Genomic DNA, 20,183 nt, shown 5'->3' on the forward strand with positions numbered 1-20,183 from the left:
GTCTTAGGCGAACATTAACCGATTTCATCCATAATGGCTCGGTTATCGCCATGGGCGCTTCCTGGAGGAATTTTCCGTATGTCGTGCATTCGCAAGATCATAAAGAATAACAAGGGCGCGACCGCCATTGAATATGGCCTGATCGCTGCTCTGATCGCCATCGCGGCAATCACTGCGATGTCTAACCTTGGCACGAAGGTCAAAAACACCTTCTCGAAGGTGTCCAATAACCTCTGATCCTATGAGAAGCCGATAAGGGGCTGGCGCCGGACCAGCCCCCCCCGAATTTGGCTTGCAGCGTCAGTTTATGACGATCTTCACTTTCTGACCGGGCCTGAGGGCATCGCCGGAGCGCAGACCGTTCAGAGTCAAAAACCGGTCCTGCCGCATATCGGCATACGCCATGCGTCCAGCCAGAGAATCGACGGTATCGCCCGCTTTGACGGTAACGACCGAAATTCGCCTGGACTTGATGGCGGCTGCGTCCTGGGCGCTCAGCCTGCTTAGCGACCCCACCAGCGATGAGAATGGACCGATCCCCGCGCCCGCAGGCGTGACCAGCAGAAAATGATAGGCGCTGTTTGGACCGAATTCATATGCGAATACAGTGACGTCCACCTGACTCGACTGGCTCTGCGCCCTGACGGTCAGATAGCCGGCCGACAGGCCATTCACGGTCGTCCGGTTGATCTCGCCAAAACGGTTGCCTGAATCCTGACCTGCGATCGAACGGAAGATGCTTTCCACATAGGATTGCAAATTTCCTGAATATGGCGCGCCCGAAAATTGCGCCTGACCGCCTGACCCGGTGATGCTTACCGCGTCGCTGCCATTCTCCATGCCGAAACCTGCCGGGGCGGTGAAGGCAAGGCGTAGCTCAGGATGCAGGAAACGGCTTCCGCTTATGGTCCCCTGCTTTGGATCATCGCCATATAATATCCCATCTACGGCGGTCAGGAAGGCGTCCCGATTGCGAAAGCTGGATCGTGCGCCGGTTTCGCGCGCGCGCTGCGCCGCCCGGCCGACGCGAGCGGCGGGATCGGGGTGGGTGCTCGCCCATTCCGGGATGGATCGCGCATCGCCTGTCGCCCGCTGATCAAGGGCGTTCTGCGCGGCAAGCGACGCCAGCATCGAGGACATGGCTTGCGGATCATATCCAGCTTTCGCCAGATACCGAATGCCCAGATCATCCGCCTCATATTCCTGCGTTCGGGAGAAACGGAGCGTCAGCAACTGGCTTCCTGTGCCTATGCCCTTCTGCAACAGCCCGCCAAGCCCGGAATCGCCCATGACTGCGCCGGTAAGCAAACCAAGGAGCGCCCCGCCAATCGCGTTGCGCTGCGCCGCCTGTTGCCGCCGTTGACCGTGCTGCGCGGCGACATGGCCTATCTCATGCCCCAGCACCCCCGCCATTTCGGCTTCATCATTGGCGAGCGCCATCAACTGCCGGGTGATGTAGACATAGCCCCCCGGTATCGCGAAAGCGTTATTCACCGGCGAATTCAGCAGAGTGACCGTAAAATCGCCGCCTGCATTGGACAGCCCCGACTGCACCGCAATCTTGCGCGCCACAGTGGTGACATAGCCAACCTGACTGCCGCTGTACGCGCCGCCATATTCCTTGACCAATTGCGGATGCGCCTTGGCCCCCGCCGCCTTGTCTGCAGCAGAGATCGAGGAAACCGTGCGTATCTGCTTTTGCTGGCCAATCGCGCCTGACGCCGCCAGCCCGATCGCACAGAGCGACGCCGTCGCCAGCCATCCCCGTTTCGTCATTGCGCGTCTCTCCGTCGATTATCCGCGATAGACCCACAGAGTAGCGGCGTCTTTACGGCGCGTCAGCCACCCATCGCCAGGAATTTGTCGGCGCGCGACGAACGCAACGCAGCCGCATCCTGCCCGCTCAATCCATCCAATTCCTCTGCGATTGCCTTGCCCAGCGTCGCGATAGCTTCGCGAGGCAGACGATGCGCGCCGCCCTTGGGTTCCGGCACGATGCGGTCGATCACGCCCAGAGCCTTCAAATCCTGCGCCGTTACCTGCATCGCCGTCGCGGCATCGCTCGCCTTCTCGGCCGTGCGCCACAGGATCGACGCGCAGCCTTCGGGAGAAATCACTGAATAGACGGCATGTTCGAACATCAGGACCCGGTTGGCGGCCGCAAGCGCTATGGCGCCGCCCGATCCCCCTTCGCCCACCACCGCGGCGACCATAGGCACGCCTAGCGCCAGGCAGGCTTCGGTCGAACGGGCAATCGCTTCCGCCTGGCCGCGTTCTTCGGCCTGCACCCCCGGAAACGCGCCCGACGTGTCAACCAGCGTGACCACCGGCAAACCAAAGCGATCCGCCAACTGCATCAGCCGGATCGCCTTGCGGTAGCCCTCCGGCTTGCCCATGCCGAAATTATGTTTGAGGCGAGTGGCGGTGTCGTGACCCTTTTCATGGCCCATCACCATGACCTTACGGCCGTTGATTGTCGCGAAGCCGCCAAGGATCGCCTGATCGTCGCCAAAGGCGCGATCTCCGGCCAGAGGCACGAAATCCTGGAAAATTCCGGCTACATAATGGGTGAAGTGCGGCCGGTCTGGATGGCGCGCCACCTGCGTTTTCTGCCAAGGCGTCAGTTTGGCATAAATGTCTGTCAGCATCTTCTGCGAACGCTGATGCAGCTTGTCTATTTCGCTGTCGATATTGAGATCGCCTTCATTGGCGGTCTCGCGCAGCTCGGCAACACGGGCTTCCAGTGCTGCTATCGGCTTCTCAAAATCCAGAAAACTGACCATGCGACGCTCGTTAGGACCGGGACGGCTTCAGGTCAACGAGGGGATGGCGACGGTTAACCAACTCGACCAGCCTGCGACTATCGACATGCGTGTAGATTTGGGTCGTCCCGATGTCCGCATGGCCGAGCATGGTCTGCAAGGCGCGCAAATCCGCACCTCCCTCCAACAAATGCGTGGCGAATGCGTGGCGCAACACATGCGGGCTTACCCTTTCCGGCGCTATTGCGGCAGCCACCGCCAGTTCCTTCACCATCTGATACAATCGAATGCGGCTCAGATGGCTCTTTCCGGACGGAAAGAGCCAGGCCGATTCCTTTGGCACATGCGCGCTCCAGGCAGCCACGGCGGCGCGCGCCCGATCCGAAATGGGGACCAGACGTTCGCGTCCACCCTTACCGCGCAAGATCAGGAAAGGGCGATCAGCCGCCAGGGCCCGGTGCGGCAGGGACACGAGTTCGGTCGCCCGCAGGCCCGATCCGTAAAGCAATTCGATCAGCGCGGAGAGGCGCAGGTCCAGAAAGGAAGGATGCTCGACCGCCAGCCGTTCCTCGATCACCTGGAAAAATCGGTCGACTTCCGCTGTGGTGAGGATTTTGGGGAGGGGCCGCCGCAAAGCTGGTTTTGGGAGCGCCGATGAAGGGTTTTCGCTCCGCAGCCCTTCCTCTTCCAGAAATGCATAGAAGCCGCGAAGCGCCGATACTTTGCGCGCGACCGTTGAGGCGGCAAGTGCAGCCCATTCCCCGGTCAACGCCTGCAGCGTGGCTGCGTCCGCGCCCTCCAATCCGCCAGACGCCTCCGACGCGGCCAGAAGATCAGTGCGATAGGCGGTCAGCGTGTTCCGCGCCGCCCCCCGCTCGGCCGCCATCATCTCCAGGAAGCGGTCGATCAGGATCAGGTCGCCGGACAAGATACCTGCTCTCCACTCTCTAACTGCGGGTGATCGCCTCTGCAGCGATCATTCGTGCTTCGGGGTCCAGCCCCACCCGGTGAAGCGCCGCGACGATATGGAAGACATGCTCAGGCGGCACTTTACTCCAGTCCGCCACTTGCAGGCCCACACCGGCAAGGATAGCGACCGTAGCACGCTCGCCCCTTCGCGCGGCGGCCCCGATAGCACGCGACCACCGGCTTTGCGCCGCCAGGGACACGCCGGCCGACTGCGCCGCCTGCCCTGCATCGGCCGCACTCAGCCGGTTAAGCGCCGCCAGTCCCGCCACCAGCATTTGTCCCTTGCGCGGTCCGGCGGCCGTTACATAGGCGGACACGCGATTGGCGGACATGTCGACCACATTCGATGGCGCGCCTACAGCCAACAACGCCCATGCATCCTGCGCGTTGGAATCGCCGCTGACTGCATTGCTCCACCGTATAGCGCTGCGATCATATCCCGCCGTCAGCATGGCGGCGATCAGATGCGCCATATCTTCGGAGGATGCCTGCATCACAGGAAGCGCCGCGGCAGCGCGCGCAACGGCTATCAAGCCGACATAATCGGCTCCGGCGGCGCTATCGACCGTCCAGATCGTTCGCATCGCATCCAGCCTGTCCGATGGATTCGCCCCGGAATAGGCCGTGCGCAGCGCGTCCGCCCTGTCCTGAAAATCGGCAGGTGAAGCCGCATCTCCGGCCAGTTCGCTATAATAGTCGACCAGCGCCGCGCTGGAAAATACGCCCAATCGCGCGGCCGTTTCCACGCCCACCCGGCGCCGGGGAACTGGCAGCACCGATGCGCGCGCTTCCCATGCCCGCACATGCGGACCGACGGTGGCGTATAGCGTGTCGGGAATTTCGACATTCGTCGCCGTCGCAAGGCCGAAGCGCCACGCGGTGAGGTTATCCACCCCGTCCCATTCCACCTTGACCGACCGTCGCGCATTATTGCCAGCGCCAACAACCTTTTCCGCGAGCCGGTAGTCGATGCCACGCGCAACCTTGTCCCGCTGCGCCTGGTTGAGCGCGCCGCTGGCCGATCCCTGATCGCCCGAGAAAGATGCGCAAAAGGCGCGCGACATGACCCAGCCCGGCTCACGGCTTGTCCGCAGCGCTCCATCCGAGAGCGGACATAATCCCGCTGGATCGGCCGTCGCGAGGTAAGTCTGCATCGCGATTGCGTAGAGGCGCGGCGTATATTTGTCTGCGTCGACGCTCTGGATCATCATCCGCGCGGCATCGGCCTCACCCATGCGCAACAGCAACCAGGCCCGTTCCGCAACCCAGTCCGCGCCATCGACATCGCCCGGCGTATCAGTTCCCGATAGGAGAGCGCGCCGCATCAGGATAGAGGCCCAGCGCGAAGCGAATGGCGCGCGGCTCTCCCGCATCAGGGCCATCAGGAATTTGCCCTGGGTGCTGCCAAATGCGTTGGCGGCAAAACCGCCGCTCTCCGGCGTCAGTGGTCCGATGCGCGTCAGCAGGCGCTTGGCGCTGTCGGGAAAATCATATTTTGCGCGCTCAGCCGCCAGTTCTTCCTCACTCATCGCCGCGGCGGCATTATTTCCTTCGCTATCGACCGGCGCAGCCAGATCCAGCGAAGGTATCGGCTGTATCAGGGAGGATGATTGTTGAGGAGATTGCCCCTGTTGCGCAGGCGGCGGGGTATCAGTCACCGGATCGCCGAAGCCCGGCGGCAAGAGCGATTCGGGAGCCTGCTGGGCGATAACCGGAATCGCCAGGGCAAGCGCGACCACGCCGCCAAGCACCTTCCATCTACGGGCGACCACGGGTCCGATCCTACTTGCCAAGCTTTTCGGCGGGAATCGCCTTCTCTACGCGTTGCTGCGGCTGCTCCCCGCCCCGCGACCAGATCAGCCATAGGAAGCCGATCACAAGGACCACCAGCACAACGGGAATCAGCGGGGCCAGCGACAATCGGCTGCGCCGCCGGCTGGTGTTTTCGAAGCTGCCGTAATTGCGATTGGTCTTCATATGTCTTTCTTTGGGCCGACGAGGCGCTGGCTTGCCATAGAAATGGCGTTGGTACGTGGGGCGGCTGGCTGTATAGCCCCGCTCGCCATGCAGCGAAACACCAAATCCGCCCCTGCCCTGCCCGGCCGCCCTCTGGACCGGCCGATTGTCCTTGTGGGCATGATGGGCGTAGGCAAATCCACCGTGGGTCGTCGGCTTGCCGTGCGCCTTGGCCTTGCGTTCGTTGACGCCGACGAGGAGATCGAGAAAGCGGCGGGCATGACAATCACGGAGATGTTCGAACGCTATGGCGAAGCGCATTTTCGCGACGGCGAGCGCCGGGTGATTGCGCGCTTGATTGAGGGAGCGCCGAAAGTCATCGCCACCGGCGGTGGCGCGTTCATGCAGGCGGATACGCGCGCGCTGATTCTGGCGGAGGCGCTGGCGGTATGGCTGGACGCTGATATCGACATTCTGGTCGACCGCGTATCCCGCCGGGAAGGACGCCCCTTGCTGAAGGGTAAGGACGCACGCACGGTGTTGTCCGATCTGGCGGCAGTGCGCAATCCGGTCTATGCGCTGGCCCCAATCCACATTCGCAGTATCGCCGCGCCTCATGAAGCTGCGGTTGAGAAGATCATGAAAGCCCTGGACAATTGGCAGTAATCTGATGGCTATAGTGCCCGTATCACTTGGCGACCGCAGCTACGATATATTGATCGCAGAGGGTGCAATCGACCAAGCGGCCGACCATCTTGCCCGGTTCGCGCGCAACGGACGGCTCGTGACCGTGACTGACGAGAATGTCGCGGCGACCCAGTTGGACAGGCTGGAGGCCGCCCTTTCCCAAGCCGGAATTGTGATCGAGCCGGTCGTGCTTCCCGCAGGCGAAGGCACAAAAAGCTGGCGGTTCCTCGAAACATTGCTGGATGGGCTGCTGGCGCTGGAAGTGGAGCGCGGCGACCACATCGTGGCGCTCGGCGGCGGCGTGATCGGCGATCTTGTCGGTTTCGCCGCGTCAATCCTGAAACGCGGCTGCGGCTTCGTCCAGGTGCCCACCACCTTGCTCGCTCAGGTCGACAGTTCGGTCGGTGGCAAGACCGCGATCAATACGACCGCGGGGAAAAATCTGGTCGGGGCCTTCTATCAGCCCTCCTTTGTCCTGATCGATCCTTCGACCCTCGACACATTGCCCCAACGGGAAGTGCGCGCGGGCTATGCCGAAGTCGTGAAATATGGACTGATCGACGACCCCGGCTTTTTCACCTGGTGCGAAATGCACGGCAATGCGCTGATCGCGGGCGAATCGGATGCGCGGCTTTACGCCATCGAAAAGAGCGTACGCGCCAAGGCCATGATCGTCGGCGATGATGAGCGCGAAACCAGCGGCCGCCGCGCATTACTGAACCTTGGCCATACCTTCGGCCATGCGCTTGAGGCGGAAACGGGCTTTTCCGACCTGCTGCTACATGGCGAGGGCGTGGCGGCGGGCATGGCGCTCGCCTTCCGTTTCTCCGCGCGTCAGGGGCTGTGCGACGAGGCGGAAGCGGCTCGGGTTACCGCCCATCTGCGCGACGCGGGATTGCCTAATGACCTACCCAGCGCCCATGTCGCGGCAAGCGGCGCCACACTTGTTGGCCATATGCTTCATGACAAGAAAATGGCGGGTGGAAATCTGCCGTTCCTGCTTGCCAGGGGGATCGGCCAGACCTTTCTGGACAAGAATGTCAGCCTGAAGGATGTCGAGACATTTCTGGACGAAGAAATGCGCGCCTAATTCCGCCAGTATATCCACGCCGCCCAAAGCCATCCAACGATCAGCAACGTCCCGCCAATCGGCGTTACAGCGCCGAGCCAGCGCGGTCCTCCAATCGCCATTACATAAAGTGTCACGGCGAAAATCGCGCCGCCCGCCAGGAAAAGCGCTGCAGGTCCGCGCGCGGTTCCCATCACCGCCAGCGCTGCAACGGCGTGTACGAGCTGATACATGCCACCGGTCTTCAGCCATTCCGCCGCCTGCGGACTGGACGCGCCATGCGCTCCGAATGCCCCGGCCATGACCGCGATCGCAGCAGAAAGCGCCGCCAAAAGTCCCAGCATCAGCCGCCCTCCTCCAACGGATTGGCATTGAACAAATTCATCGACCGTCCTGGACGGTACATCAGATCTTTGGCGGCGAGCAGCGTGCCTTGTTCGATCTGAACCGCCAGCCGCTGCCCGTCATTCGCGCGATACTGTCGCTCCACTTCAGCGATCTCGCGGTCAGGAACGCCCAGCGCCTGCATCGCCTGAATGCCCATGCAAATGGCCGATTCATACACCTCCCGTACCACGCCAGCGACGTCCAGGTCCTTCAGACGCAACAATTGACGCCGGTCATAGGCCCGCACGACGATGGCCGCATGGGGGAATGCCTCCATGATCGGCTCCAGCAATTTGCCATCGAAATCGGCGTCATCCATGCAGAAAGCGATCAGCCGCGCTTCCTCGGCCCCTGCCCGCCTCAAAAGATCGATGCGCGTGCCGTCCCCATAATAGACCTTGATATCAAAAAGCCCGCTCGCCTCGATCTGGGCGGGCTTCTTGTCCACCATGGTCACCGCAAAGCCATGCCCCATCAACATCTGGGCTACGGTTTGTCCGAAACGGCCATAACCAATGATAATTGCGCTGCCTTGCGGGGCGTTATCCAGGCTTTCCTGTTCCTTGTGCTTCGGCTGTGAAAATTCCAGCCGTCGCGCAAACAGCATCAGGAAAGGCGTCGTCGCCATCGAGAAGGTGACAATGGCCGAAAACAGGCTGGCGGCCTCCGGCCTGATCAGCATGGCGCTTTGCGCCTGCGCAAACAGCACAAAGCCAAATTCGCCGCCCTGACTGAGCAGCAGGCCAAGACCGAACGCCTGCTTGCCGTCCATGCCGAACAACCGCGCCAGTCCCATGATCAATGCCGCCTTGGTGATCACCAGCGCCGCCGCCATGCTGAGCACGAACAGCGGGTTTGCAATCACGGCATGCACATCCAGCACCATGCCGACCGCCAGGAAGAACAAGCCGAGCAGGATCGACCTGAATGGCTCCACATCGGCCTCTATTTCATGCCTGTAGGGCGAGTCCGCCAGCATGACGCCCGCGATGAAGGCTCCAAGCGCCGTTGAAAGATGCAGGCTGTGCATCAACGCCGCGCTCGCCAGCACGGTGAACAAGCCCACGGCGACGAACAGTTCCCGCTCACCCAACCGCCCCACCAACCCCAGCAGGGGGCGCAGAATGAAACGTCCGGCAAGAACCAGGCCAGCGATGGCGGCTACGGTCTCCGCTGCGAGCAACCATCCGGGGGGGCCGCTTGCATCGGCGGGATTGCGAGACAGCGCCGCTATGATCGTGATCATGGGCACGATCGACAGGTCCTGAAACAGCAGGATCGAAAAAGCCTTCTCGCCAAAGGGAGAGTTGATCCGGCCACTGCTTTTCAGGCCGGGAAGCACCTGAGCCGTCGAGGAAAGACCCAGCGGAAGGCCGAGCGCGATGGCAGCGCCCCAGGTGAACCCGGTGAAAAAGAAGATGATGACCGACAAGGCCACACCGCACAAAACCACCTGCGCAAGGCCCAATCCGAATATGTCGCGCTTCAACCGCCAAAGCCGGGCAGGATTCAGTTCCAGGCCAACGAGGAAAAGCAGCAAGACAATACCGATCTCTGCGATCTGCAGTTTCGACTGCGCGCCGCCGACAAGGCCGAAGCCCTGCGGCCCAACCAGCGCCCCTGCGACCAGATATCCCAATACCGCGCCCAGGCCGAACCGGCGGAACAGCATCACGAACGCTACTGCCGCCCCCAGAAGGATGACGCCTTCGGACAGCAGAATTTCGGTCGCATTGATCGGAGAGGCGTGCTGTTCCATCAACCAGCCGCCTTCTGAACAGCTTCTGCCAGAGCTTCAAAGGACAAGGCAATGGACGCATGCCTGGCGGGATAGGCCTTTGCCGGGGCCAGCACATTCAACCCCGGCCAAAACTCCAGGTCGCGCTCTCCCTTGTTAAGATAGGCCAGCAGCCGGTCGCGCGCGTCGACAAGCTCCCCGGCCGTCATTCCCATGGCATGCGCCGCCATCAACGATGCGGACGCCTGGCCCAGCGCGCACGCTCTCACCTCCAGACCCAGTTCCGCCAGATGGCCATCGTCATCCATTCTTACGTCGACGGTGACGCGGCTGCCGCATACCGGAGAGCGTTTTTCCACGCTTGCCTGCGGGTTTGCCAGCCGCTGATGATGCGGAATGCTGGCCGCAAGGCGGAGGATATCGGTGTTATAGAGGGACGCGCTCATGGCTTAGCCATGTAGGGCATGGAATGCCGAAAAACCAACCTCCTAAAGGTCAATCTCCGCAAACATTCTCACTCGGCATGTTCATCGACACGACCGGCATCGCGCCGCTCATCGACAAAAGCGCTGATCGCCGACCCGCTGGCGCTGAGTAGTGGATAGCTCCGGGAATCGGCCAGCCAGTCGGGCCGCCGCGCTTCGCCACCATAGATGGTGTCATAGACCAGACTGAATGCGAGAAAGACGAGCGTCGCGCCGATCAACCCCTTGACCGCGCCGAAACCTCCACCCAGCACTCGGTCTATCGGTCCCAGTATGGATGTGCGCGTCCGCGCTCCCAGTGAGCGGGCCAGAAATTTACCGGCGAAAAATGTCACGCCGAAAACCAGAATGAATGCGAGCAACGACGCTCCGCTTTCCGTACCAAGAAATGGCGTCAACAATCCGGCCACAGGCTCCTGGAAAAGACGCACGGCAAAAATGCCCAGCACCCAGGCGATCATGGAAAGCGCCTCGCACACGAAACCGCGCAACAGGCCGAACAATGCGCCGCCGCCAATGGCGAGAAGAACGAGAATATCGAGTGCCGTCATGCTGGCTGAAACCGCTATCCGCGCCCCAGCATATGGTCAACAAAATGCGCAAGCGTGCGATAGCCGCTGACCGAAATCCCTTTCACCCCGTCCGCCACGGCAGCAGGGAGCAGCGCCCGGTTGAAACCGAGCTTGGCCGCCTCCCGCAAGCGCAGCGGCGTATGCGATACCGGCCTGATCTCACCGGACAGCGCGATTTCTCCGAACAATACCGCGTCTGTCGCTACCGGCCTCTCTGCCAAGGCGGAAATCAGCGCGCCAGCCACAGCGAGATCAGCGGCAGGATCGGAGATACGATACCCGCCCGCAATGTTCAGATAGACTTCGCACGTCGAGAAACTCAGGCCGCATCGCGCCTCCAGCACCGCCAGAATCATCGCCAGCCGCCCGGAATCCCATCCCACGACCGCCCTTCGCGGCGTCGCGCCGCTGGCCAGCCGCACAGTCAGCGCCTGAATCTCCACCAGCACGGGCCGCGTTCCTTCCAGCGCCGGGAATACCGTCGCCCCCGTCACCGTCTCGTCGCGATTTGTCAGGAACAGCGCGGAAGGATTGGCGACTTCCTCCAATCCCTCCTGCGCCATCGAGAATACGCCGATCTCGTCCGTCCCGCCGAACCGGTTCTTGATCGCGCGCAGGATGCGATATTGATGGCTGCGCTCCCCTTCAAAGCTCAGCACCGTGTCCACCATATGCTCCAGCACGCGTGGCCCAGCTATGCTGCCATCCTTTGTAACATGCCCGACCAGCACCACGGCCGTCCCCCGCTCCTTGGCGAAGCGGATCAACTCCTGAGCCGACGCGCGCACCTGACTGACTGTGCCCGGCGCGCCTTCGATCAGGTCGCTGTGCATCGTCTGGATGGAATCGATCACCACAAGCGCGGGTGGTGGCCCGTTCGCCAGCGTCGTCAATATATCGCGCACAGACGTTGCGCTTGCCAACTGCACCGGCGCATTGCCCAATCCCAGCCGCCGGGCGCGCAATCGCACCTGATCTGCGGCTTCCTCGCCGCTGATATAAGCGACCGAAAGGCCACGCATCGCCATGCGCGCCGAAGCTTGCAACAAAAGTGTGGATTTACCGATGCCTGGATCGCCCCCGATCAGCGTTGCCGATCCCGACACCAGACCACCGCCCAGCGCCCGGTCAAATTCAGCAATGCCGGTCATTTCGCGCGGCGGCAACGCGACGTCGCTGTCAAGGCCGATCAGGGAGATTGCTCGCCCGCCCCCATGAAGGTCATGCTTTGCGGAAAAGACAGTCTCAGCCGCCTCCTCGACCAGACTGTTCCATTCGCCACATTCGTCACACTGCCCCTGCCAACGGTGCGCCACCGAACCGCATTGCTGACAGACAAATTTCCGCTTCGCTTTAGCCATGGACTTCTACATATCAGAACAAATGTGGAACACCAGCCCACTCCGCTCTATTGATTGGAAACAAGCGCCACTCTCAGGCATTGCATGGTGATGAGCCGTCAGACAATCCGCGTCGCCAGCTACAATATCAGGAAGGCCATAGGCACCGACCGCCGGCGTAACCCGGAACGCATTATAGAGGTGCTCAACGAAATTAACGCTGACATCATCGCTCTGCAGGAGGCCGACCGGCGCTATGGGCGGCGCGTGCCTGCCATCCCGCATTTGTTGCTCGAACAGCACAGCGCCTATTGCGCAGTCCCGTTAAACGTAAATGCCGACAGTATGGGATGGCATGGCAACGCCATCCTGGTGCGGTTGGATGCTCAGATCCATGCGCATGATGCGCTCCACCTCCCATGCCTGGAACCACGCGGGGCAATCATGGCGGAAGTGGAGACCAACGACCATCATTTGCGTCTGTTCGGGATGCATCTGGATTTGTCAGGTCTATGGCGGCGCAAGCAAGCGGCTGCAGTGATCCACGCCGCCGCTCTGGGGCGGGAGATGCCCACAATACTTATGGGCGATCTTAACGAATGGAGCGCAAATCGCGGCTGTCTGGCCGACTTCGCGCACCATTACCGTTTCGCGCCATGCGGCCGAAGCTTTCACGCGAATCGCCCCGTCGCTCGCCTTGACCGGATCATGTATTGCGGCCGTCTTGAGTTGATTGACTGCGGCGTACATGAAAGCAGCGCCGCGCGCCGCGCATCGGACCATCTTCCAATATGGGCCGAATTCAAACTCGCCAGCGCATAGCCCATCCGGTCTATGGGTAATGGGAGATCGAAAGCCATATTGCCGTTGGCTCATAGCATGGCTACATCCCACTAAATGCCCGAAAAAGAAGACGTCTCAGCCATCGACCGCCCCCTTTGGCCAGCGGTTCGACAAGGGTTATTGAACCAGTGCCCGGCATGCGGCGTTGCTCCCCTATTTCAACGCTTTCTGCGAACTGGCAGCCATTGCGCCGGATGTGGACAATCCTGGGAGCATCACCAGGCCGACGATTTCCCCGCCTATATCGTCATCCTGCTCCTTGGCCATATTTTGGTGCCGCTGATGATAGAGGTGAATTTCGCCTTCGCCATACCCATGCCGGTGCAGGCCGTCCTATGGCCGGGGATCGCATTGGTGTTGGCCATTGCGATGATACAACCAGTAAAAGGCTCCGTTATCGCATTTCAGTGGAGCCGCCGCATGAATGGCTTTGCCATTCCGAAGGACTGACTGCCTGCTCATGCCGCCAATATGCAAAACTGTCGCCACAGAGCCGTGCCGGTCGGGGCAGCGTGGCGCTTGGCGGATCATCCTTCGACCTGTAAGGCCCTGGGATCGCTTTCCTCGAAGACTGGACTTCGACCGGCAATGCCTGCGCGTAACACCCTTACGTTTCTATTCTCTCTTGCAATGGCGGCAATGCTGGGAAGCTGCTCGCGGGATGAACAGGTCGGCCCAGTCATTGTCAGCGTCATCGGAACGGACAAGCAACTTGCTGAACCGCTGAAATCGGTGATGTCGCCCGCATCCAAGCTGATCCTTGAAGCAACTGCGCAAGGCGTTGTCGCGTTCGATGAGTCGGGCCAAATCGTACCGGCTCTCGCGCAGCGATGGATCGTGGAGGATGAAGGACGAAGCTATATCTTCCGCCTGCGCCGCGCCCGCTGGCCGGACGGTAGTCATATAACCGCCCCAGAAGTCGCCCGGTTGCTGGAGGCGCGGATCAAAGCGAATCTTGCCCTTGATCCACTTGGCGATCTGGAAGTCGTGCGGGAAGTCGTGCCCATGACAGGCGAAGTCATCGAAATCCGCCTGTCGGCAGCACGGCCCTATTTTCTTCAAATGCTGGCGCAACCACAGATGGCGATCACCGGCCCGGACGGTGGAACCGGTCCCTATCGCAAGCAGAAAAGAGCCCATACCTATTTCCTGCGCCCGGTTGACGATCCGATGGCGCACGCCGGGGAGGATATGCCCGAAATTCCCGCATGGCATAACCGGGTCGTCAGGGCCGAGCGGGCCGCCAAGGCGATCAGCCGCTTCAAACTGGGGCTATCGCAATTGGTGCTCGGCGGCCGCCTTGCCGACCTCCCGCTTCTTTCCAAATCCGGCGTGGACAATTCATCGGTTCATATCGATCCCGTGCAGGGCCTGCTGGGGCTAGCGGTGACGGGCCGAAGCGCGTTTCTGGATGATGATCCGATCCGCGAAGCCATATCCGCCGCCATCGAACGAGAAAGGCTTCTGGCCAATTTCGCGATCGGCGGTTGGGGCATCACTGATATGCTCATGCCCCAGCAACTGGATCTGCCTCGCCCCCCCACTGCGCCGCGCTGGCACGGCCTGTCCATCAATGAACGCAGGAACTTTGCGGCCAACGCCGTCAATCAGTGGCGCTCCGCCAATGGAGCGGTGCCCGTCCTGCGCATCGCACTGCCGGAAGGCGCGGGCGCGCGCATATTGTTCCAACTCATATCGTCTGACCTCCGACGAATTGGCGTCCCGTCGCGGCAGGTTCCAATCGATGATGACGAAGCGGACCTGCGCCTGATTGACGAAGTCGCCGCCTATGACAGCGCAGCATGGTATCTGGGCCGATTGAGTTGCGCCCGAAAGGTTCATTGCAGCGAGGCGGCCGACGTCAAGCTGAGCGAAGCGGCGATCGCGCCCACCGAAGACGCCCGCTTTGCGTTGCTGGCGGATGCAGAAGCGTTGGTGGTCGCGCATGCGGGATATATTCCCTTGGCCGCACCGGTCCGATGGTCCCTCGCCACTCGTCTGTTGAATGGCTTCACATCATCTCCCCGTGCGCGCCACCCATTGAATCACCTGTTTCGGGCCACCAATTAAAGGCAAAGGAGACATTCCGATGCCGGTCGCCCAGGATCAGTTCGAGCGTATAGCGAGGGATTTGCCTGGCTTCGGCAACGACCCGCATTCAATTCGCCAAAGGGTTGAGGCGATGGAAACCCTTTTGGAGGGGCTTTTCGTTATCCCCGGCACCAATCGGCGCGTGGGGCTGGACAGCCTTGTCGGCCTAATCCCTGTCATTGGCGATTTCGTCACTGCGGCAATGGGCGCATGGATTGTGTGGGAAGCGAAAAACCTGGGCATGCCCAAGTGGCAGCTAGTTCGCATGTCCGCCAATGTCGGCGTCGATACGGTGCTGGGCGCCATTCCATTTGTTGGCGACGCCTTCGACTTCTTCTTCAAGTCCAATACGAAGAATTTGCGGATTATCCGCAAGCATCTGGATAGGCATCATCCCGAAACGATCATTATCGAGGGATAATGATTCACGCCTGAGGCAATTGAATCTTGATCGGGAGCGCTGGACGCGCGCCGCTGGACCCGGCTTTGCAGGCAACAGCCCTGAAGCGCTTGTCCAAGCATAGCCAGATTTCGTCCAGCCATCCGCCGCGAGCGACCGTGATCCGCATCATGTTTGCCCGCATCCCGGGATTTGCCGCGGCAACCGCGTTGGCGACATCTCTCACTAGCAAATTCCGTCTACGCGACAGGATCGCCATATCCGGGAAATTCAGCTTCTCATAAAGCTTGCGGGACTGATCGAAGTAGACGGACGGACGCGTGGTCATGCAGGTTCCATGCTTCGCCCACTCATGCTGGATCAACTGCGCCGAAGGGGTGGAACATATGTTCGCGCGAATTACCGGAGGCGGCAGCGATGCCGCTGGCCGGCAATATTGCGGCCAAGTCTTTCCGGCTCCGTCCGGCCAAAGCCCATGCAGCGTAAAACCGAACCGCTTTCCCCCGTCGCCACAACGAAAGGCATCTCCGGCGCGGCTGGCACGCGCACATATCTGGGGGGACCAGGTCAAAGCCAGCGTGTAGCCAGCGATCGGGATATCCCGCTTCGGCTCCCTCGCCGTCGCACCTTCCACACGCACATGCGGAATGGTGCTGGGCGGCCTGCATTGCCAAGCCTGCGCTCGCGCCGTGGGCGCGAAAGTCATAGCGATCAGGACAAAGGCCAACGGCCTATGCATTGGTAAAATCCAATCCGACATCCGCCGCAGGAGCGGACTGGGTCAGACGTCCGACACTGATATAGGTCACTCCGGTCTCCGCAATCGCCCGGATGGTATCGAGACGCACGCCCCCTGACGCTTCCGTGGGCACGCGGCCGCCAATCAGCGTCACTGCGCCGCGGAGGGTTGGCGGGTCCATATTGTCCAACAGGAGATGAGTCGCTCCGGCATGCAGCGCCGGTTCAATCTGGTCAATTTTGTCGACTTCAACGATTATGCTGGCGATGCCGGCCTCCGCCGCTCGTCTCACCGCTTCCTCCACCGATCCGGCAACCGCAACATGATTGTCCTTGATCATGGCTGCGTCCCATAAACCCATCCGGTGGTTTGTGGCGCCCCCCGTGCGCGTCGCATATTTTTCCAGCACGCGAAGGCCGGGAATGGTTTTACGCGTATCCAGCAATATAGCGCCTGTTCCGGCGATCTTGTCGACATATTGCCGGGTCATGGTCGCGATCCCGGTCAGATGCTGCACGGTATTGAGTGCGGACCGTTCCGCAGTCAGCATCGCACGCGCCTTGCCCTTCAAGCGCATGATGTCCGTTCCGGCCGCCACTTGCTGCCCTTCGTCGACCAGGATTTCCACCGTCACCTGCGGATCGAGATGCCGGAAGAACGCCTCCGCAATCGGCAGGCCAGCCACAGTCACCGCGTCCCGGCTGTCCATCACGCCGGCAAATACCGCTTCTGCGGGGATTACTGCGTCAGAGGTAATATCTCCGCCCTCCCCCAGGTCTTCCGCCAGGGTGGACCGGATGAAGGCGTCAAGATCGAAACCGGGGAGCGTAAATGTCATGTGCGCGCCATAAACGAGGAAATGGCGCTGGAACAGCCGGATGCTCACTTCATTTCGGAGGTTGAGCAGAAATTTCTTAACCGCCATCAACTATGTAGCGGTCATGACCCGACGCGCCGCACATTCATCCGCCTGCCCGCTCGACACGCATGACGAAGCCAGCCGATTGGCCGTACTTCAAAGCCTTGAGCTGCTCGATACGCCTCCCGAGCGGGAATTCGACGCCATCGTGCAATGCGCAAAGAGCGCGTTGGATTGCCAGATAGCGCTGGTATCCATCGTCGATGATCACCGGCAATGGTTCAAAGCCAAATGTGGTCTGGACGCGGCCCAAACACCGCGCGAGCAGGCATTTTGCGCCCATGCCGTAGCCGCGGAAGCTCTGCTCGTCGTGCCCGACGCCACGGCTGACCCACGATTTGCCGCCAACCCCCTCGTAACGGGCGCTCCCCATATCCGATTCTATGCAGGTGTGCCGATCTATGCGGACGGCGGCGAGATGCATCCCGGCGCCCATCCTCTGGGCACGCTCTGCGTCATCGATGATAAACCGCGGAACCTCTCAGCAGTCGACGAGAAAATATTGCGGGATCTGGCCAGCCTGGTGGAATCGCTCATAGTCGCGAGGAAGACGGCAGCCAACGCAATCCGTCTGTCGGAAGAACGGCGTGCTATGCTGCAGCAACTGGATCTCAATCACCGCCAGTTCAAGCAGGCGGAACGCATGGCCAATATCGGATCATGGCGGCTCGATCTGCTGGAGGAGAATCTGGAATGGTCTGATCAGGTCTACGCCATTCATGAGCTGGCGCGCAGCGCGATTCCCCCTTTGGTGAAAGCGCTGGAATATTATCCGCCTCAAGCGCGTGCGGCTGTCTCCGCCGCACTGACCCGGACGATCCAGACCGGCGAGTCGATGGATGAGGAGTCGGATTTCATCACGGCGCGTGGCGCCCTGCGCCGCGTTCGCACTATGGGAGAGCTTGAGATGCGCGATGGCCAGGCCGTCGCCGTCATCGGCGTGTTTCAGGACATTACGAGCCGCCATGCGCTGGAGCAGGCTTTGCGCGAAACGGCGCATGTCGATGACCTGACCAAAATCGCCAATCGCGCGCATTTCAATCAAGTCGCGGATCAGGAAATTTCAGCGGCCAGGCAGCGTGACGAGAGTCTTGCCCTGATCCTGATAGATCTCGACCATTTCAAGACTGTCAATGATCGCTGCGGCCACATGGCGGGGGATGATCTTCTGCGGTTGATGGCGGCCAAGCTGCGCGCGCCCTATCTGGCCGAATGCTTTGCCGCGCGGCTGGGTGGCGACGAATTTGTCTTGCTCATCCCTGCGCGAAAGGCGGGAGGCAATCTCACACGCCTTATCGGCAGACTTCTGGGAGATTTGCGCCATCCCGTCAGACATGATGATGGCATAATTCCGGTTTCCGGGACCATAGGCGCAAGTTGGCTGGACGACACGGTCCGGGACCGTAGCGAATTGCTCCACAGGGCGGATGTGGCGCTTTATGAGGCGAAACGGATCAGTCGTGGGACGGCAACCATTTTCGGACAGGCGGGGCTGATCACGCCCGGCGACGGCAAGTCAACGCCAGCCTTGAGAGCCGTTCACTAGCCGCCGGAATTACCGCCCAATCAGATTGAGGGCACCAACGCCTTACAGGGAAAACATGCCCTCAATCACCGTGCGGCATTGCCCGGTCAGGACGACCCGATCGTCTGTGAGAAGGCAGTCGATATACCCCCCGCGACGCGAAGCCTGAAAAGCCGTGATGGAAGGCTTGCCAAGGCGCTGCGCCCAATAAGGCACGATGATCGAATGGGCCGATCCCGTCACGGGATCCTCGTCTATGCCAGCGCCCGGAGCGAAAACGCGGCTGACAATATCAGTCCCTGTTCCGGGAGCCGTGGCGATAAGCAAAATGTCGCCATGCTCCTTCAGGGAGGAGAAGTCAGGCGTCAGCGCCTCAATCGCATCCTGAGCCCGATAGAGGAAAACGGCATAGCCGCCGTCACGCCAGAGCGTTTCGACAACATCTCCCCCCATGGCTTGGGCCAGTTCAGGCAATGCTTTATGCGCCGGCGCCCAAGCGGGGAGAGACAGAGCATATCCGTCCTCCCGTCGGCTGACGTCCAATACCCCGGCATGGCGGGTACGGAACCTGATCGAGTCCCCAGCCATCAGAACATGCGCGCTCGCCAGCGTTGCATGGCCGCAAAGCTTCACCTCCACCGCCGGCGTAAACCAACGCAGTTCGTAATCCGCATCCGCATCGCCCACTGCAGGAATGGTAAAGGCGGTTTCCGCAAGGTTATTTTCCGCGGCGATCGCTTGCATCACGTCATCGGGTAGCCACTGCTCGAGCGGCATTACGGCAGCCGGATTGCCGGTAAATGGGTCAGAGGCGAAGGCGTCGACCTGGACGAATGGCAATTGCGGCATGATGAAGCTCCTGATCAGGCTCCCCTTTTCCATCGATGCTCACCGGCGCCAAGGGCCATCATCTTCGGATTGGACCGGTCAGGGATAAAGCAGCCCTTCGTCCCAGCCTTGCCCCGCACGTTTGAATAGACGTCGTTCGTGAAGCCGGTATTCGCGGTCCTGCCAGAACTCGATATGATCAGGCACAACGCGAAATCCCGACCAATGCGGCGGGCGGGTAACCTCCCTGCCTTCAAACCGGGCTTTCTGCTCATCAAAACGACGTATGAAGGTCTCGCGCGATTCCAGCGGCCGGGACTGATCCGAAGCCCATGCGCCAAGCTGTGAATCCCTGCTACGCGTCGCGAAATAGGCGTCGGCTATGATGGGATCCACCGGCTCAACCCTGCCCTCAATCCGGATTTGCCTTCGGAGCGACTTCCAGTGAAACAGCAATGCAGCGTTGGGATTGGCGAGAAGTTGCTCCGCCTTGCGTCCTTCAAAATTCGTGTAGAACACAAAGCCTTCGGGGCCATGCCCTTTCAGGAGCACCATACGGACCGATGGCCTCCCCTGCTCATCTGCGGTCGCCAGAGCCATGGCATTGCTGTCATTGATTTCGCGATCTCGCGCTTCGGCATACCAATCATCGAACAGGGAGAATGGGTCTGTAGGCATTCAGCTTGTCTAGAAAGGCTATGCAGGACTGTCGAGCGAAACGGCAAGATAGGCGCTCTCAAGCGGGCAAAAGAAAAGCCCCTCAAAAGGGGCTTTTCCAAGAGTTGAACTTGGCTCAGCTAGTGGCTTAAACGTAGCCGCCGCCGAAGAGCCAGCCCCAGAAACCTTTGTGACCGGTTGTCTGGGGAGTTTTCT

22 protein-coding genes are annotated in these 20,183 nt (G+C 60.9%); 8 read left to right on the forward strand and 14 right to left on the reverse strand.

The window, feature by feature from the left end:
• The first annotated feature begins 78 nt into the window (after positions 1–78).
• Positions 79–237, forward strand: a complete 159-nt coding sequence (locus BHQ40_RS12145; RefSeq protein ID WP_070156172.1) for a Flp family type IVb pilin — start codon at positions 79–81, stop codon at positions 235–237.
• A gap of 63 nt (positions 238–300) precedes the next feature.
• On the opposite strand, the gene BHQ40_RS12150 is transcribed toward BHQ40_RS12145, so the two are convergent.
• From BHQ40_RS12150 to BHQ40_RS12170, 5 genes are all read right to left on the reverse strand, one after another.
• The gene (locus tag BHQ40_RS12150) at positions 301–1,776 is read right to left on the reverse strand and encodes a M48 family metalloprotease (protein ID WP_070156173.1); all 1,476 of its coding nucleotides are present in this window, start codon (positions 1,774–1,776) and stop codon (positions 301–303) included.
• Between the two features lie 62 nt (positions 1,777–1,838).
• The gene (locus BHQ40_RS12155; RefSeq protein ID WP_070156174.1) at positions 1,839–2,783 is read right to left on the reverse strand and encodes an acetyl-CoA carboxylase carboxyltransferase subunit alpha; all 945 of its coding nucleotides are present in this window, start codon (positions 2,781–2,783) and stop codon (positions 1,839–1,841) included.
• Between the two features lie 10 nt (positions 2,784–2,793).
• Positions 2,794–3,690: a tyrosine recombinase gene (locus BHQ40_RS12160; protein WP_139139292.1), complete on the reverse strand. Its 897-nt coding sequence runs from the start codon at positions 3,688–3,690 to the stop codon at positions 2,794–2,796.
• Between the two features lie 19 nt (positions 3,691–3,709).
• A complete protein-coding gene (locus BHQ40_RS12165) occupies positions 3,710–5,503 on the reverse strand; it encodes a hypothetical protein (protein ID WP_070156175.1) in 1,794 nt (597 codons plus the stop codon).
• A 10-nt stretch (positions 5,504–5,513) separates the two neighbouring features.
• Positions 5,514–5,708 carry a hypothetical protein gene (locus tag BHQ40_RS12170; protein ID WP_070156176.1) on the reverse strand — a complete coding sequence of 65 codons (195 nt, stop codon included), beginning with the start codon at positions 5,706–5,708 and terminating at the stop codon, positions 5,514–5,516.
• 87 nt (positions 5,709–5,795) lie between these two features.
• Between BHQ40_RS12170 and BHQ40_RS12175 the strand changes: the two genes are divergently transcribed.
• Both BHQ40_RS12175 and aroB read left to right on the forward strand, forming a co-directional pair.
• A complete protein-coding gene (locus tag BHQ40_RS12175; RefSeq protein ID WP_070156177.1) occupies positions 5,796–6,353 on the forward strand; it encodes a shikimate kinase in 558 nt (185 codons plus the stop codon).
• Positions 6,354–6,357: 4 nt separating this feature from the next.
• The gene (gene aroB / locus BHQ40_RS12180; protein ID WP_070156178.1) at positions 6,358–7,464 is read left to right on the forward strand and encodes a 3-dehydroquinate synthase; all 1,107 of its coding nucleotides are present in this window, start codon (positions 6,358–6,360) and stop codon (positions 7,462–7,464) included.
• On the opposite strand, the gene BHQ40_RS12185 is transcribed toward aroB, so the two are convergent.
• The 5 genes from BHQ40_RS12185 to radA all read right to left on the reverse strand — a co-directional run bounded on the left by BHQ40_RS12185 (position 7,461) and on the right by radA (position 11,986).
• On the reverse strand, positions 7,461–7,787 hold the full coding sequence (locus tag BHQ40_RS12185; protein WP_070156179.1) for a DUF423 domain-containing protein: 327 nt from the start codon (positions 7,785–7,787) through the stop codon (positions 7,461–7,463). The genes aroB and BHQ40_RS12185 overlap by 4 nt on opposite strands.
• On the reverse strand, positions 7,787–9,589 hold the full coding sequence (locus BHQ40_RS12190; RefSeq protein ID WP_070156180.1) for a cation:proton antiporter domain-containing protein: 1,803 nt from the start codon (positions 9,587–9,589) through the stop codon (positions 7,787–7,789). The genes BHQ40_RS12185 and BHQ40_RS12190 overlap by 1 nt, the downstream gene beginning before the upstream one ends.
• Positions 9,589–10,014: an iron-sulfur cluster assembly scaffold protein gene (locus BHQ40_RS12195; protein WP_070156181.1), complete on the reverse strand. Its 426-nt coding sequence runs from the start codon at positions 10,012–10,014 to the stop codon at positions 9,589–9,591. The genes BHQ40_RS12190 and BHQ40_RS12195 overlap by 1 nt, the downstream gene beginning before the upstream one ends.
• Before the next feature lie 68 nt (positions 10,015–10,082).
• Complete coding sequence (locus BHQ40_RS12200) at positions 10,083–10,604, reverse strand: CvpA family protein (protein ID WP_070156182.1); 522 nt, start codon at positions 10,602–10,604, stop codon at positions 10,083–10,085.
• Positions 10,605–10,618: 14 nt separating this feature from the next.
• Positions 10,619–11,986 (reverse strand): DNA repair protein RadA, encoded by a 1,368-nt coding sequence (radA, locus tag BHQ40_RS12205; RefSeq protein ID WP_070156183.1) that lies wholly within the window; start codon positions 11,984–11,986, stop codon positions 10,619–10,621.
• Between the two features lie 90 nt (positions 11,987–12,076).
• Here radA and BHQ40_RS12210 point away from each other — a divergent pair, with 90 nt between their 5' ends.
• The 4 genes from BHQ40_RS12210 to BHQ40_RS12225 all read left to right on the forward strand — a co-directional run bounded on the left by BHQ40_RS12210 (position 12,077) and on the right by BHQ40_RS12225 (position 15,320).
• On the forward strand, positions 12,077–12,787 hold the full coding sequence (locus BHQ40_RS12210; protein ID WP_171905843.1) for an endonuclease/exonuclease/phosphatase family protein: 711 nt from the start codon (positions 12,077–12,079) through the stop codon (positions 12,785–12,787).
• A 75-nt stretch (positions 12,788–12,862) separates the two neighbouring features.
• The gene (locus BHQ40_RS12215) at positions 12,863–13,258 is read left to right on the forward strand and encodes a DUF983 domain-containing protein (protein WP_070156185.1); all 396 of its coding nucleotides are present in this window, start codon (positions 12,863–12,865) and stop codon (positions 13,256–13,258) included.
• 138 nt (positions 13,259–13,396) lie between these two features.
• Positions 13,397–14,878, forward strand: a complete 1,482-nt coding sequence (locus BHQ40_RS12220; protein ID WP_070156186.1) for an ABC transporter substrate-binding protein — start codon at positions 13,397–13,399, stop codon at positions 14,876–14,878.
• Between the two features lie 19 nt (positions 14,879–14,897).
• The gene (locus BHQ40_RS12225) at positions 14,898–15,320 is read left to right on the forward strand and encodes a DUF4112 domain-containing protein (protein WP_070156187.1); all 423 of its coding nucleotides are present in this window, start codon (positions 14,898–14,900) and stop codon (positions 15,318–15,320) included.
• Between the two features lie 4 nt (positions 15,321–15,324).
• On the opposite strand, the gene BHQ40_RS12230 is transcribed toward BHQ40_RS12225, so the two are convergent.
• Together BHQ40_RS12230 and nadC are read right to left on the reverse strand one after the other, a co-directional pair.
• Positions 15,325–16,059, reverse strand: a complete 735-nt coding sequence (locus BHQ40_RS12230; RefSeq protein WP_070156188.1) for a ribonuclease T2 family protein — start codon at positions 16,057–16,059, stop codon at positions 15,325–15,327.
• Complete coding sequence (nadC, locus tag BHQ40_RS12235; RefSeq protein WP_070156196.1) at positions 16,031–16,876, reverse strand: carboxylating nicotinate-nucleotide diphosphorylase; 846 nt, start codon at positions 16,874–16,876, stop codon at positions 16,031–16,033. Before nadC ends, BHQ40_RS12230 begins: the two co-directional genes overlap by 29 nt.
• A gap of 103 nt (positions 16,877–16,979) precedes the next feature.
• Here nadC and BHQ40_RS12240 point away from each other — a divergent pair, with 103 nt between their 5' ends.
• Positions 16,980–18,503: a sensor domain-containing diguanylate cyclase gene (locus BHQ40_RS12240; protein WP_070156189.1), complete on the forward strand. Its 1,524-nt coding sequence runs from the start codon at positions 16,980–16,982 to the stop codon at positions 18,501–18,503.
• Positions 18,504–18,545: 42 nt separating this feature from the next.
• Here the strand turns inward: BHQ40_RS12240 and BHQ40_RS12245 are convergent, their stop codons facing one another.
• Together BHQ40_RS12245 and pdxH are read right to left on the reverse strand one after the other, a co-directional pair.
• The gene (locus tag BHQ40_RS12245) at positions 18,546–19,331 is read right to left on the reverse strand and encodes a PhzF family phenazine biosynthesis protein (protein ID WP_070156197.1); all 786 of its coding nucleotides are present in this window, start codon (positions 19,329–19,331) and stop codon (positions 18,546–18,548) included.
• A 78-nt stretch (positions 19,332–19,409) separates the two neighbouring features.
• On the reverse strand, positions 19,410–19,988 hold the full coding sequence (gene pdxH / locus BHQ40_RS12250; RefSeq protein ID WP_070156190.1) for a pyridoxamine 5'-phosphate oxidase: 579 nt from the start codon (positions 19,986–19,988) through the stop codon (positions 19,410–19,412).
• Positions 19,989–20,183: the final 195 nt, after the last annotated feature.

This window comes from Sphingobium phenoxybenzoativorans (assembly GCF_001757355.1).
GTDB classification, from domain to species: Bacteria; Pseudomonadota; Alphaproteobacteria; order Sphingomonadales; family Sphingomonadaceae; genus Sphingobium; species Sphingobium phenoxybenzoativorans.